Annotated in this window: 14 protein-coding genes; 1 reads left to right on the plus strand and 13 read right to left on the minus strand. The window is 74.3% G+C overall.

The genetic code is table 11. The features are described 5' to 3' along the window. Positions 1–130 precede the first annotated feature (130 nt). From QC029_RS09340 to QC029_RS09400, 13 genes are all read right to left on the minus strand, one after another. On the minus strand, positions 131–796 hold the full coding sequence (locus tag QC029_RS09340; protein ID WP_279555036.1) for a response regulator transcription factor: 666 nt from the start codon (positions 794–796) through the stop codon (positions 131–133). Next, on the minus strand, positions 793–2,145 hold the full coding sequence (locus QC029_RS09345) for a sensor histidine kinase (protein WP_279555037.1): 1,353 nt from the start codon (positions 2,143–2,145) through the stop codon (positions 793–795). The genes QC029_RS09340 and QC029_RS09345 overlap by 4 nt, the downstream gene beginning before the upstream one ends. 74 nt (positions 2,146–2,219) lie before the next feature. After that, on the minus strand, positions 2,220–2,963 hold the full coding sequence (locus QC029_RS09350; protein ID WP_279555106.1) for an alpha/beta hydrolase: 744 nt from the start codon (positions 2,961–2,963) through the stop codon (positions 2,220–2,222). Between the two features lie 41 nt (positions 2,964–3,004). Then, positions 3,005–4,258, minus strand: a complete 1,254-nt coding sequence (gene kynU, locus QC029_RS09355) for a kynureninase (protein WP_279555038.1) — start codon at positions 4,256–4,258, stop codon at positions 3,005–3,007. Continuing rightward, positions 4,251–5,147: a tryptophan 2,3-dioxygenase family protein gene (locus QC029_RS09360; RefSeq protein WP_279555039.1), complete on the minus strand. Its 897-nt coding sequence runs from the start codon at positions 5,145–5,147 to the stop codon at positions 4,251–4,253. The genes kynU and QC029_RS09360 overlap by 8 nt, the downstream gene beginning before the upstream one ends. A gap of 104 nt (positions 5,148–5,251) precedes the next feature. Further along, positions 5,252–5,665, minus strand: coding sequence for a DUF3151 domain-containing protein (locus tag QC029_RS09365; RefSeq protein WP_279555040.1), 414 nt, complete (start codon positions 5,663–5,665; stop codon positions 5,252–5,254). 113 nt (positions 5,666–5,778) lie between these two features. Next, a complete protein-coding gene (gene fbaA, locus QC029_RS09370; protein WP_279555042.1) occupies positions 5,779–6,801 on the minus strand; it encodes a class II fructose-bisphosphate aldolase in 1,023 nt (340 codons plus the stop codon). A 248-nt stretch (positions 6,802–7,049) separates the two neighbouring features. Continuing rightward, positions 7,050–7,589 (minus strand): orotate phosphoribosyltransferase, encoded by a 540-nt coding sequence (gene pyrE / locus QC029_RS09375; protein WP_279555043.1) that lies wholly within the window; start codon positions 7,587–7,589, stop codon positions 7,050–7,052. A gap of 21 nt (positions 7,590–7,610) precedes the next feature. Continuing rightward, entirely contained in the window at positions 7,611–8,441 is an 831-nt protein-coding gene (locus tag QC029_RS09380) for an aldose 1-epimerase (RefSeq protein ID WP_279555044.1), read from the minus strand. 36 nt (positions 8,442–8,477) lie between these two features. Further along, a complete protein-coding gene (locus QC029_RS09385; protein ID WP_279555045.1) occupies positions 8,478–9,689 on the minus strand; it encodes an SRPBCC domain-containing protein in 1,212 nt (403 codons plus the stop codon). A gap of 110 nt (positions 9,690–9,799) precedes the next feature. Further along, a complete protein-coding gene (locus QC029_RS09390; RefSeq protein WP_279555046.1) occupies positions 9,800–11,467 on the minus strand; it encodes a polyamine aminopropyltransferase in 1,668 nt (555 codons plus the stop codon). Positions 11,468–11,645: 178 nt separating this feature from the next. After that, positions 11,646–12,176 carry a DUF2617 family protein gene (locus tag QC029_RS09395; RefSeq protein ID WP_279555047.1) on the minus strand — a complete coding sequence of 177 codons (531 nt, stop codon included), beginning with the start codon at positions 12,174–12,176 and terminating at the stop codon, positions 11,646–11,648. A gap of 249 nt (positions 12,177–12,425) precedes the next feature. Then, positions 12,426–12,668 (minus strand): hypothetical protein, encoded by a 243-nt coding sequence (locus QC029_RS09400; RefSeq protein WP_279555048.1) that lies wholly within the window; start codon positions 12,666–12,668, stop codon positions 12,426–12,428. 117 nt (positions 12,669–12,785) lie between these two features. Here QC029_RS09400 and QC029_RS09405 point away from each other — a divergent pair, with 117 nt between their 5' ends. Continuing rightward, complete coding sequence (locus QC029_RS09405) at positions 12,786–13,976, plus strand: pyridoxal phosphate-dependent aminotransferase (RefSeq protein ID WP_279555049.1); 1,191 nt, start codon at positions 12,786–12,788, stop codon at positions 13,974–13,976. Positions 13,977–14,170 lie beyond the last annotated feature (194 nt).

The following is a 14,170-nucleotide window of genomic DNA, read 5'->3' on the forward strand; positions in this document are numbered from 1 at the left end:
AGAATAGAGGTGCGGACGCACGGTGGTGACGACGGCAACCGATCCGTGACCGGTTCCCCTCTCCCTTTCCCACCACCTCACCCGATTCCTCCCGCCCCCCGCCCGGCTTTTCCCACCACCCCGCCCGGCCTCAGCCGCCGGGCGTGACGAGCCCCGACTCGTACGCGAAGACGGCCGCCTGGGTGCGGTCGCGCAGCCCCAACTTGACCAGCACGCGGCTGACGTGGGTCTTCACGGTGGACTCGGCGACGACGAGCCGTCCGGCGATCTCGCCGTTGGACAGGCCCTGGGCGACGAGCGCGAGGACCTGCGTCTCACGCTCGGTCAGATCCGCGACGCGCTCCCTGAGCGGGGCGCGGGGGCCGGCGGCCGAGGCGAGCCGGGAGAACTCCGCGATCAGCCGCCGGGTGACCGTCGGCGCGAGCAGCGCCTCGCCGGCCGCCACCGTCCGCACCCCGTCGGCCAGTTGGCGGGCGGAGGCGTCCTTGAGCAGGAAGCCGCTCGCCCCGGCGCGCAGCGCCTGGTAGACGTACTCGTCCAGGTCGTAGGTGGTCAGGATCAGCACCTTGGCGGCCGAGCCGGACGCGCAGATCTCGCGGGTGGCCTCCAGACCGTTGAGCACGGGCATCCGGATGTCCATCAGGACCACGTCCGGGGCCAGTCCGGCCACCTTCTCCACGGCCTCGCGCCCGTTCACCGCCTCGCCGACGACCTCCATCCCCGGCTGGGCGTTCAGCAGGACGGAGAAGCCCTCGCGGACCATCATCTGGTCGTCGGTGATCACGACCCGGATCACGGCGCGTCCTGCGCCGCGTCCCGCGCGACCGGCTCCACCGGCAGGAACGCCTCCACCACGAAGCCGCCCTCCCCGGTCTCCTCCGCCGTCAGCTCCCCGCCGAGCATCGCCGCGCGCTCCCGCATCCCCAGCACCCCGTGCCCGGCGCCCTGGCCCGCCTTCACCGGGCCCTTCGGCGGGCCGTTGACGATCCGCAGGCCGAGCCCGACCGGGACGTGGCCCAGCTCCACACGGGCGCTCGCCCCGGGCGCGTACCGCAGGGCGTTGCTCAGCGCCTCCTGCACGATGCGGTACGCGGACAGCTCCACGCCCTGCGGCAGCGGCCGTACGCTCCCGGTGGTCACCGACTCCACCTCCAGTCCGGCGCGGCGCACGTTGGCCAGCAGGTCGTCGAGGTCGGCGAGGGTGGGCTGCGGGGCCTCCGGGCCCCAGTCGTCCAGGTCGCCGGGCAGGTCGGCGCGGACGACGCCCAGGACGCGGCGCAGTTCGGTCAGGGCCGTCACCGCGTTCTCCCGGATGGTGGCCAGGGCCGCCACCAGCTCCTCGGGAGGGTCCTCCACCCGGTAGGGGGCCGCCTCGGCCTGGATGGCGACCACCGACATGTGATGGGCGACCACGTCGTGCAGTTCGCGGGCGATGGTGGTGCGCTCCTCCAGCAGGGTGCGCCGGGAGCGCTCCTCCTCCACCACCGCCACCTGCTCGACGACCTGCCGCCGCGTCTCGCGCCAGCCGCGCACGCAGAGCAGCACGGCGAGGGCGGCCCCGGAGATCACCGCCATGACGAAGGCGTTCGGCCCGCCTCCGGAGGGGTTCAGCAGGGTGACGCCGATGCCGGCCACGGCGGTCACCAGCCACATGCGGGCAGCCGTCCAGGGCCGGGTGCGGGCGGCGACGACCAGCATCAGCACGATGTGCGCGACGAACGACGCCGGCGTCCAGGGCCAGGGGTTCCAGGAGAAGTCGACGAACACGGCCGACAGGAGGAAGCCCGCGATCGACATCCAGAAGGCGCCGATCGGCCGGAAGAGCGCCATGACCAGGGGCAGACCGAGGAACAGCGCCCGTACGAGGACGCTCCCCCCGTCGTAGCGGATGGTGGACACCTCGACGGACATCAGCAGGAGCGTCAGACCGACGAGGACCGCGTGCGGCAGCCACCGGAGGGGGCCTCGCACGGCCTCGGGCAGCCTCGCCAGCCGGGGGTGGTCCTCCGGCAGGGGAGGCAGCGGGCGGAACCGGAAGGCATCGGTCAGCAGGTCGTCGCGCAGGCCGCGCAGGGCGTCGCGGGCGATCCGCAGCTCGGTGCGCTGCTGGAGGCCCGGCGCGGCGGTCTTCGTCGTGTCGGTCACGGTGACGACCCTAGGGACCGCGGGCGTCCGGGTCGTCCGCCCGCGGTCGCATCCTCCGGGGTCCGCCTCAGGTACTACGCGCCCCGCGCCAGCTCCTCCGCCAGCCGCGCGAAGGCCGCCGTGCCCGGGGTGACGGGCGCGTAGTGGCCGGTGCCCGGCAGCTCGGTCAGCCGGGCGCCGGTGGCGGCGGCGTAGCGGCGGGACAGCTCGACGGGGACGTCGGCGTCCTCGGTGCCGTGCAGGAGCACCACGGGGGCGGTGTCCGGGTCCGGCGGCGGCAGCCGCATCGGGTCGGCCTCCGGCAGCCGGGCCGCGACGTGCTCCGGGCCGCCCAGCAGCTCGGCCACCGCGCCGCGGCTCAGCCCCAGCCCGTGGGCGCGGGCGAGGTCGGCGACCGGCGAGACGGCGGCCACCGGGCACCGCGCCAGGGCGCGGGACGCCGCCCACAGGGCGAGGTGGCCGCCCGCCGAGTGCCCGGCCAGCGCCCGGGGCTCCCCCGCCGCGCGGAGGTGTTCCAGGGCCAGCCCGACGTCCTCGAAGGTGCCCGGCCAGCCGCCGCCCCCGCCGACGCGCCGGTACTCCACCAGCGCCACCCGCAGCCCGTACCCGTCCGCCAGCGCGGCGGCGAGCGGGGAGAGGTGGACGCGGTCGTACGCCTCGCGCCAGAAGCCGCCGTGCAGGACGGCCACCAGGGGCCCGCCGTCCGGGCCGTACAGGTCGATCACCTGCGAGGGGTGGGGACCGTACCGCTCGCGGGCGGACGGCGCCACCGGGGCCAGGCCCAGCAGCGCCGCCTCCTCCGCGTCGTTGACGGACAGGTCGGCGGGCTCGTCGGCGGGCACGTCGGCGGACACCTCCGTCAGGCGCGTTCCGCCAGCACCTCGCCGAGGACGCGGGCGGCGTGCTCGGCGTCGGCGAAGGACGTGTACAGCGGGGTGAAGCCGAAGCGCAGCACGTCCGGGCGGCGGAAGTCGCCCACCACACCGCGTGCGACCAGCTCCTCCATCACCTCCCCGGCGTCCGCGCAGCGCAGCGCGACCTGGCTGCCGCGCCGGGCGTGCTCGGCCGGGGTCACGGACTCCACGCGCCCCTCGGGCGCGTACGCCTCCACGCAGCGCAGGAAGAAGTCCGTCAGGGCCAGGCTCTTGGCGCGCACGGCCCCGACGTCCACGCCGTCCCAGACCTTCAGCGCCTCCTCCAGCGCCAGCATCGAGAGGATGTCCGGCGTGCCGACCCGGCCGCGCTGCGCGCCGTCGGCCGGCTCGTACGCGTGGCTCATGCCGAACGGGTCGGCGTGCGAGTTCCAGCCGGGCAGCGGCGAGTCGAAGCGCGGCTGGAGGTCGCGGCGGACGTAGAGGTACGCGGGGGCGCCGGGGCCGCCGTTGAGGTACTTGTACGTGCAGCCGACCGCCAGGTCCACGCGGTGCTCGTCCAGCCCGACCGGGAGGGCGCCCGCGCTGTGGCACAGGTCCCACACCGCGTACGCCCCCGCGTCGTGGGCGGCGGCGGTGATGCCGGGCAGGTCGTGCAGTTCGCCGGTGCGGTAGTCGACGTGGTTGACCAGCACGGCGGCGGTGCGCGGGCCCACCGAGCCGGGGATGCCCTCGGCGGGGATCGCGCGGACCGCGGCGCCGGTCAGCCGGGCGGCGGAGGAGGCGATGTAGCCGTCGGTGGGGAAGGTGGTGGCGTCGACCAGCAGGTCGGTGCGGGCCGGGTTGTCCTCGCGGGCCATCCGGATCGCGGCGACCACCGCCTTGAGGACGTTGACGCTGGTGGAGTCGCCCGCCACGATCTGGCCGGGCGCGGCGCCCACCAGCGGGGCGATCAGGTCGCCGACCCGCTCGGGCGCGGTCCACCAGCCGGACTCGCTCCAGGAGCGGATGCGCAGCCGTCCCCACTCGCGCTCCACCACGTCCGCGACGCGGGCGGGCACGGAGCGGGGCAGCGCGCCGAGGGAGTTGCCGTCGAGGTAGACGACGGGCTCGCCCCGCTCGTCGTCGAGGACGAAGGCGTCGCGCCGGTCGGCCAGCCCGTCGGCGGCGTCGAGCTTCGCCGCCTCCTCGCGCAGACCGGCGTTCCCGGCGGCACCGGGCGTATCGGTGGTGTCAGACATGGCTGCGGGCCGTCCAGAGCTCGGGGAAGACGTTCTTGCCGGCGCGCTTCTCCAGCCAGGCCACACCCGCGGAACCGCCGGTGCCCTGCTTGGAGCCCATCGCGCGGCGGGTGGCCACGAGGTGGTCGTTGCGCCATCTCCAGACCTGTTCGGCGACCTCGGTGAGCGCCTCGCCCAGGCGCAGCAGGTCGCCGCCGGGGTCGCCGGAGTAGATCCCCGCCCAGACCCGCTCCACCGCCGGGTGGGGCTCGTACCGCTGGGAGACGTCCCGGTTCAGGACCTCCTCGGGGATGTCCTCGCCGCGGCGGGCGAGGTAGCGCAGTACCTCGTCGTACAGGCTCGGCTCGTGCAGCGCCTTCTCCAGCTCGTCGTGGACGCGCGGCGCGCCGCGGTGCGGGACGAGCATGGACGCGGACTTCTCACCGAGCATGAACTCCATGCGCCGGTACATCGCGGACTGGAAGCCGGACCCCTCGCCCAAAGCGCCGCGGTAGGCGTTGAACTGCGCCGGGGTGAGGTGGGCCAGCGGCTCCCAGGAGGCGTTGAGCGAGAGCATCTCGTACACCGAGCGCTTGAGGGCCTCCAGCGCGGTGCGCGGGTCGTCCGCGCGCAGCGCCCGGGAGGCCACCGTCCACTCGTGGACGATGACGGTGAACCACAGCTCCATGACCTGAGTGGTCACCAGGAAGGACATCTCCCCGGGGTCGTCGGAGAGGGGGTGCTGGAGGTGTGTGAGGACGTCCGCCTTCACGTAGTCCTCGTAGGGCGTGGTGCCCGCGAAGTCGAGGTTCGGGTTCTCCGGACCGCTCCCGTCCCCGGACTCCTGCCCGGGGACTGCCGCGGACTGTGCTTCGGCCGGCTGCGACGGCCCTGACGGCTCTGAGGCCATGGTCTGTTCTCCTTGCGCGCTCGCCCGGGGTCGCCGGGCCTTCTCCGCAGATCATCGGTTCGGGACCCGGCGACGGCAAGGGCTGGTCGAAGGGATCCTCCGCGTCAGGAGAGCGTGGCCGCCGCGGTGGGCGAGCTCTCCCTCAGGAAGGTGGTGCAGCGCTCGTACTCCTCCTGCTCGCCGATGGCCTTGGCGGCACGGGCGAGGGCGTGGAGGGCGCGCAGGAAGCCCCGGTTCGGCTCGTGCTCGAACGGGACCGGGCCGTGCCCCTTCCAGCCGTTGCGGCGCAGGGCGTCCAGACCGCGGTGGTAGCCGGTGCGGGCGTACGCGTACGACTCGACCGTGCGCCCGGCCGCGAAGGCGTCGTCCGCGAGCTGGGCCCAGGCCAGGGAGGAGGTCGGGTGCTTCGCGGCGACCTCGGCGGGCGAGGTGCCCGCGGCGAGCATCTCGCGCGGCTCGGGGTCGTCGGGAAGGTGGGTCGGGGGCGGTCCCCCGAGCAGGTTCTCGTGAATGGCCATGGCCCCAGTCTGCACGGTCGCCCCCGGTGCGCGGCGAGCCCGGCACCCATCACCGGGTGCCGGGCTCGCGCTCGTCCTCCGTCCCGCCGGCCGGAACCGCGCGGGGACCGGGGTCACTTCAGGCGGGTACCGGTGGAGCGCAGGTCGGCGCACGCCTTGGCGACACGCTCGGACATGCCCTTCTCGGCGAGCTTGCCCCAGCTGCGCGGGTCGTAGGTCTTCTTGTTGCCGACCTCGCCGTCCACCTTCAGCACGCCGTCGTAGTTGCGGAACATGTGGTCCGCGACCGGGCGGGTGAACGCGTACTGGGTGTCGGTGTCGAGGTTCATCTTCACGACGCCGTTGTCCAGCGCGGTGGCGATCTCCTGCTCGGTGGAGCCGGAACCACCGTGGAAGACGAAGTCGAACGGGTTCTGCTTGCCGAACTTGGCGGCCACGCCCTCCTGGAGGTCCTTCAGCAGCTCGGGGCGGAGCACGACGTTGCCCGGCTTGTAGACGCCGTGGACGTTGCCGAAGGAGGCGGCCAGCAGGTAGCGGCCCTTCTCGCCCAGGCCCAGGGCCTCGGCGGTGCGGATGGCGTCGTCGACGGTGGTGTACAGCTCGTCGTTGATCTCGTGGCTGACGCCGTCCTCCTCGCCACCGGTCGGGGTGATCTCGACCTCGAGGATGATCTTCGCGGCGGCGGCGACGGCCAGCAGCTCCCGGGCGATCTCCAGGTTGTCGGCCAGGGTCTCGGCCGAGCCGTCCCACATGTGGGACTGGAAGAGCGGGTTCAGGCCCGCCTCGACGCGCTTGCGGGAGAGCTCCAGCAGCGGGCGGACGTAGCCGTCCAGCTTGTCCTTGGGGCAGTGGTCGGTGTGCAGGGCGACGTTGACCGGGTACTTGTCGGCGACGATGTGCGCGAACTCGGCCAGCGCGACCGCACCGGTCACCATGTCCTTGTTGTACTGACCGCCCAGGAACTCGGCGCCACCGGTGGAGATCTGGATGATGCCGTCGCTCTCCGCCTCGGCGAAACCGCGCAGCGCGGCGTGCAGCGTCTGCGTCGAGGTCACGTTGATGGCGGGGTAGGCGAACCTGCCTGCCTTCGCCCTGTCGAGCATCTCGTTGTAGACCTCGGGGGTTGCGATGGGCATCTGTCCGCTCCTTGATGGTGTGCGAAAGCTCTGCGGCTCTGGTGTGGGTCAACGGAACGACGTCATCGTCGCCCCCATCCTCCCAGACGTGCGCGGATGCTCCGCCCCCGCGTCCCGGGGCCGCGTGAACACCGGGGCGACCGGGTGTCCCCCGCCGCCGACCGGACCACGGAGGGTCACCGTTTCACGTGAAACAGTGACCCTCTCGGACCTCCCCGGTCGCCCCCGGTGTTTGCGCGGGGCCCGGATCAGGACAGGCCCAGGTCCTCCAGGCCGTACGCCTGGTAGTACGGCAGTCCGGCCTTCTCGATCGCCGGGGCCGCGCCGCGCTCGACGATGACCGCCACGCCCACGACCTCCGCGCCGGCCTCCCGCAGCGCCTCGACCGCCGTGAGCACCGAGCCGCCCGTGGTGGAGGTGTCCTCGACCGCCAGCACCCGGCGGCCCGCCACGTCCGGTCCCTCGATCCGGCGCTGGAGGCCGTGGGCCTTGCCCGCCTTGCGGACGACGAAGGCGTCCAGCTTCCGGCCGCGCGCGGCGGCGGCGTGCAGCATCGCGGCGGCCACCGGGTCCGCGCCGAGGGTCAGACCGCCCACCGCGTCGTACTCGACGTCGGCGGTCAGGTCGAGCAGGACCTGCCCGACCAGCGGTGCCGCCTCGGCGTCCAGGGTGATCCGGCGGAGATCGACGTAGTAGTCGGCCTCCTTGCCGGAGGAGAGGGTCACCCTGCCGTGGACCACGGCCTTGTCCTTGATCTGCCGCAGCAGCTTCTCGCGCGCGTCGCTCATGCCGACGAGCCTAAGCCAGCCCTACGCGGGCCTGCGCCACGACCAGGTCGTGGAGACCTCCAGCGGATCGATGGGCGTGACCAGGCGGGGGTGGGTGTTGAGACCGTCGGGCGGACCGGTCTGCGGCTCGACGCAGACGGCCTCGGCCTGCTCGTCGTAGACGACCACCCACTCGGCGCGGCTGGTGACCTTCAGCTCCAGCTCGCCGGGCCAGGTCAGCGTCACGTCCACCCCGTCCGGCATGCCGAAGCAGTCGTCCCAGGGGCCGGGCCGCGGCTCGACGCGACGGCCGGTGGGGAGGTGGTCCTCGCCGCGCTCCTCCTGCCAGGCGGGGGTGAAGTCCAGCACCACGTCCCGCCCGCCCTGCCCGAGGTTGCGCAGGAACCAGGGGTGCCAGCCGGCCTGCGCCGGGAAGGAGTCGCCGATCGTCTCCACGCCCAGGGTGAGCGTGAGTCCGCTACCGTCCTCGGCCAGCTCCACCAGCTGGGTCACCCGGCCCGGCCAGGGCCAGGGGTCGGTGAGGTCCCGGTAGAAGGCCGCGGTCCGTCCGTCGCTGCGGGCGGTCCGCCAGGGGACACCGCGCACGGTGCCGTGGATGGCGTGGTCCCCGGCGGTCACGGGGAGCTGGTACCGCTCGCCGCCGTTGAGGAACCGTCCCTGCCTGGTCCGACCGCACCAGGGCACCATCACGAACGCGCCGTACCGCTCGCCCTGCCTCAGCACCTCCGTCCCGTCGATGCGCAGGGAGGAGATCCGGCAGCCGCGTTCCGGATCGACGGTCACCTCGGTGCCGCCGGCCCGCAAACGTACTCCGCTGTCTGTGTCTTGGGCGTCATGGACAGTCACACCCATGACCTTAACCGCGATAGCCGACGGCAACCGCGATCGTCAGCGCCGCCGCCTCAGCACGCGCCCCACGACGACCGCCGAGGCCACCACCAGCGCCGCCGCCGGGGCGGCCCAGCGCAGGACGGCGGCGGCCGGTGAGCCGCTCTCGGGCGGGGGCACGGGGGCGTAGCGGCCGCGCGGCGGGGCGTGGTCGACCTCCTCGGCGCTGCGGCCGATCATCGTCCGGCGGGCGTGGGCCGCCTCGGCGCCGGCCGACCGCGACTCCTCGTCCAGCTCGTCGACGAGGTCCTCGCCGAGACCGCCGTCGAGGTCGTCACCGAGATCGTCACCGAGGTCACCGGCGGCCTCCTCGCCGAACTCGTCGGTGAACCCCTCGTCGTCGGCGGCCTCTTCGGTGAGGTCCGCGAGGTCGCCGAGGCTGTCGCCGAGCCCCTCGCCGGGGCCGCCGTCGAACTCTGCGTCGAGCCCCGTGTCGAACTCTGCGTCGAATTCGGCGTCGTACGCGGCGTCGCTCGCCGGGTCGAGCGACGGGGGCGGGATCTCCGCCCCGAAGACCCCGCGGGCCCGCGTCTCCCCGCCCGGTTCCGGCTCATCGGCCTTCCCCGTGGTCCCGGTCTTCCCCGTGTTGCCGGCGTTGCCGGCGTTGCCGGCGTTCCTGGCCTCCGCGGAGCCGGGGGTGTCGGGCGCGGGGATGCCCGGGATCACGGGCTCGTTGTCGTCGGGCTCGCCGATCCCGCCGGGCGCGGCGACCGTGCCGGCCGCGTCCACCGGGGAGACCGGATCGGCCGCCATGCTCGCGGCCAGCTCGCCGCCGAAACGGTCCAGCAGCCGGCGGCCCGCGGTGAGCCGCTGCTTCTCCTCGAACTCCGTGATCCGGCCCTCGCCGCTCAGTTCCCCGGCGCAGGCGAGCGTGGTGCCCTCCCCGTCGTCGGCCGGACGCGGCACGACCGTCAGGGTCAGCTCCACCGAGCCGCCGCCCCGGGCCTCGGCGCCCTCGCCGTGGACCGTGTAGGTCCCGTCCCCGCCGTCCTCCTCGTGCGTCAGGCGCAGACTGCCGCGGTACGTGATGCTGGAGCCGCCGATCCGCACCCGCAGCCGCCCCTCGAGGGACACGCCGTCCCCGGCGCCGTCGGGCACCGCCCCGGACGCGTCGGGCTGGAGCCCCGGCACGCAGCGCGCGACGCGCTCCGGTTCGGCGAGCGCCGCCCGTACGGCTCCGACAGTGAACGGAACGTACACCTCATGCTCCATGGGGCGGAGCCTACCCAGTACCTCCCCCGGCAGTGCCCGCTCCGCACGGACGTCGGCACGTCGCGCCCCCGGCGTCCGGTCCCGTCCGGTCCCGTCCGTCCGGCCGCGCCTCAGCCCCGGTGGTGCGGGTGCATCAGGGTGGAGGGCGGCAGTCCGGTGACGCGGGCGCGCCGCGCCCGGTCGGCGGCACGGCGCAGGTCGGCCCGGTCGAAGGCGCGCGGGGCGGGGCCGTCCGGGGCGAGGGCGAGCGGCGGCGCGGCGCCGCGGGCCGCCAGGACGAACCCCCAGTCGCCGGACCGGCTCCGGGCCGCGCCCCCCTGCCGCTGCGAGCGGTCGGGCCCGGTGGTGAAGCCGGTCAGCCGCCCGTCCACCACGTAGGGAGCCGTGCGCAGGCCCACGGTCCGCAGCGTGGTCTCCACCGTCCAGTACGCGCGCGGACGCTCCCCGGCCGGCCCCGCGTGCACCGCCAGCCGGCCCCGCTCGGCCAGCGCCCGCGCGGCCAGCCCGAAGAACTCCTGCGAGTACAGCCGGGTGTTGGCCGAGATGCCGGGGTCGGGCAGGTCGGAGACGATCACGTCGTACGGCGGCCGTCCGGAGCGCGGCCAGGCCCGCAGCCAGTCGAAGGCGTCGCCGGTCTCCACCCGCACCCGCGGGTCGTCCAGCGCCCGGCGGTTGAGGCGCCCGAGCGCCGGATCGGTGCGGGCCACCTCCACGACGCCGGGGTCGAGTTCCACCACCGTCGCCGACTCCACCTCCGGGTGGCGCAGCACCTCGCGCAGCGCCAGGCCGTCCCCGCCGCCCAGGACCAGCACCCGGCCGTGCGGGCCCGCCGCCATCGCCGGATGGACCAGCGCCTCGTGGTAGCGCCGCTCGTCCCCGCTGCACACCCGCAGCCGCCCGTCGAGGAACAGCCCGAATCGTTCCGGCGCGCTCCCGCCGGGGTGCCGGACGCCCTCGGTGAGCACGATCTCCTGGACGGCGGTGGTCCGCACCACCCGCACCTCGCCGCCGTACACCGCCCGGCGCGCGGCCTTCTCGAAGGGGTCGACGACGGCGAGACCGGTGATCAGCAGCGCCACCACCAGGCCGTTGAGGAGCAGCAGGGCGCGGCGCGAACGCGGTGACAGATCGCTGCGGAACAGCCACAGCACCAGCGCGCCGCCCACGACGGCGTTCACCGTCCCGACCGCCAGGGCCCCCGAGAGCTGGCCCATCAGCGGCAGCAGCAGGAAGGGGAAGGCGAGCCCGCCGACGAGGGCGCCCACGTAGTCCGCGGCGAACAGGTCGGCGACCGCGCCGCCCGCGTCCTGCGCCCGGATCCGCTGGATGAGGGTCATCAGCAGCGGCATCTCGGCGCCGATGAGCACCCCGATGACCAGCGAGAAGCCGATCAGCACCGTCCCGGAGCCGCCGACCCAGGCGAAGTACGCGTACAGCGCCATCGCCGAGCCTCCGCCGGCCAGCGCCAGCAGCGCCTCGACGACCCCGAACCCGGCCGCCGCGCGGGTGCGCAGCCGCTTGGCGAGCAGCGAGCCCAGGCCCATGGCGAAGACCATCACCGACAGCACGACGGAGGTCTGGGTGACGGAGTCGCCGGCCAGGTAGGAGCCGAGGGCGACGAGTTCGAGTTCGTAGACGAGCCCGCAGGCGGCGCAGACGAAGACCGCGGTGAGGACGAGGAACCGTCCGGCCCCGGCCGGCACGGGCAGCCGCACGGCCGCCTGCCGGTGGGCGGGCGGTTGCGGCCCCGCCGGTGCGGAAGCGGGCGTTTCGATCATGCCGGGAACGCTACGGGACCCCAAACGCCGGTCTCGTCCCCCACACGGGTGCAATAGGTCGCACGGACGAGCGATTCGACATCCCGGCCGGACTCACGTCCGGCGCGCACGGCACACCGGGAGCGCACGGCGCCCACCGCCCGTACGACGCGTACGGCCCGCGCCGGGGCCGCCGGGGTCACACGCCCACCCGCTCCGGTTCCCGTACGCGCGCTCCCACTCTCGTGTGGGTCACGACGAGCCGTCTCTCCTGCGGATAGGCGTGCCAGGTCCGCCAGTGCACCTGGCCGCCGCACCGCTGGACCAGCAGGGCGGTGAAGGCGTGCGGGCTGCCGGGGAAGGTGCCCGCCAGTCCGTGGGGGTGGTCCGCGACGAGCGCGAGCAGTTCCTGCGCACGGCCCGCGAAGGAGCCGCCGGAGAGCGTCTCGACGCGCGCCGCGAACGCGTACTCCCAGTCGTCGATCCGCTTGGACACCCCCAGCGGCAGCGGTGTCCTGCTGCCGGGGATGCACGCCACGGTCTCCGAGCAGAAGGTGCCGCCCTCGTCGAGCAGCACCTGGTGCGAGGCGCCGAGGAGTCTCAACTGGACTCTCGCTCCCTGGAGTTCGAGGTCCAGTCTCGCCAGGGCGGGCATGGGCTCGCGCCCGAGTGCCCAGGCGAGGTCGCCGGCGCGGGTGTCGGTGTACGGGGTCTTGAGAGTGGTGAGCATGAGTCGGCTCCGCAAAGCAGTGAGGGCGGGCCGACTCCACCCCCTGGAACAGGGCCCGGAAGGGAGCAGGAATGGGACCTGTCGCCGGCTCGCGCCCACGTGAAGTCCGGGTACATCCCCCACCGAATCACGGAATGTGCGGCTCCTACAGGCTTTTTACACGCCTTCGTCTGTTTTCCATACCAGCGGGGGCCTACCAGGTCAGATGTTCTCACCGTCAAGCCGCAACCGCCGTACGGGTGAACAGCGTCAGGCGCCACCGCCGCATCCGCCGCCACCGCCGCCGCACGAGGAACCGCCGCCACCGCACGACGAACCGCCGTGCGAGCCGCCCCCGTCCGACCCGCCGTCGGTGCTGACCCACACCCCCGAGGCGTCTCCGCCGGAGCCGCGCCGACGACGGCGGCGCCCTCCCGTGACCGCAGCCGCACCGGCCGCCACCACGGCCAGCACCAGGACCAGAACCATGCAGACGACGACGAAGACCGTCATGGCGCCCCCCTTGTGTCCCCTCGTGCCCGCACATCCCCCGTGCGGACCTGCCGACACGATCCCCCGCCGCCGTACGCGCCAAAGCGGAGTTGAGGAAGTCCAGAGGTTGGGCGGAGGATGTCCGCCATGACCGCCACCGGACGACCACTCCTCAACCGCCGCCTGGCCGAGTTCGGCACGACGGTCTTCGCCGAGATGTCGGCGCTGGCCGCCCGGACCGGATCGATCAACCTGGGCCAGGGCTTCCCCGACACCGACGGCCCCGAGGAGGTCCGGGAGGCGGCCGTCCGCGCGCTGCGCGACGGCCGCGGCAACCAGTACCCGCCCGGCCCCGGCGTCCCCGAGCTGCGCACCGCCGTCGCCGGCCACCAGCGGCGCTTCTACGGCCTGGAGTACGACCCCGACACCGAGGTCCTGGTCACCGCCGGGGCCACCGAGGCGATCGCCGCCGCGCTGCTGGCGCTGGTGGAGCCGGGCGACGAGGTGATCGCGCTGGAGCCGTACTACGACTCCTACGCCGCCTGCGTCGCCCTGGCCGGCGGCACCCGCGTCCCCGTCACGCTGCGCCCCGCCGCGGGCCCCGGACCCGCGTACCGCCTGGACCTGGACGAGCTGCGCGCCGCCGTCACCCCGCGCACCCGGCTGCTCCTCCTCAACACCCCGCACAACCCCACCGGCACCGTCCTCACCCGCGAGGAGCTGACCGCCATCGCCGCCCTCGCCGCCGAGCGCGACCTGCTCGTCGTCACCGACGAGGTCTACGAGCACCTGGTCTTCGACGGCGAACACATCCCGTTCGCCTCCCTGCCGGGGATGCGCGAGCGCACCGTCACCATCTCCTCGGCCGGCAAGACGTTCTCCTTCACGGGGTGGAAGGTCGGCTGGGTGACGGGGACGCCGGAGCTGGTGACGGCGGTGCGCTCGGCCAAGCAGTACCTGACGTACGTCTCGGCCGGCCCCTTCCAGTACGCGGTCGCCGAGGCGCTCGCCCTGCCGGACGCGTACTACACCGAGCTGCGCGAGGACCTGCGCGCCAAGCGGGACCTGCTGGCCGACGGCCTGGCCGCCGCGGGCTTCACCGTCCACCGCCCCTCGGGCACGTACTTCGTCACCACCGACATCCGCCCCCTGGGCGAGAGCGACGGCATGGCCTTCTGCCGCGCCCTGCCCGGGCGCTGCGGCGTCGTCGCCGTCCCCAACGCGGTCTTCTACGACCACGCGGAGGAGGGCGCGCACTTCGTCCGCTTCGCGTTCTGCAAGCGCGAGGAGGTCCTGCGGGAGGCGGTGGAGCGCCTGCGGCGGCTGTGAACCGGTGCGCCGGGTCCGCCGCGCCCGTGGTCCGCGCGGCGACGTGGCGGGCACCGGACCGGGAGGCGCGGTACGCGGCGGTGGCCGGGTACCCGGCGCACACCGCGCACCGGCCCGGCAAGCCAGGCGCCGGGTGCTCCGACGCCGACGCCGCCACCGGGACGGACGCCCACGCGCCGTGGGCCGATCCCGTC

Origin of the sequence: Streptomyces sp. DH37, assembly GCF_029813835.1 — a bacterium.
In the GTDB taxonomy this organism is placed as follows: Bacteria; Actinomycetota; Actinomycetes; order Streptomycetales; family Streptomycetaceae; genus Streptomyces.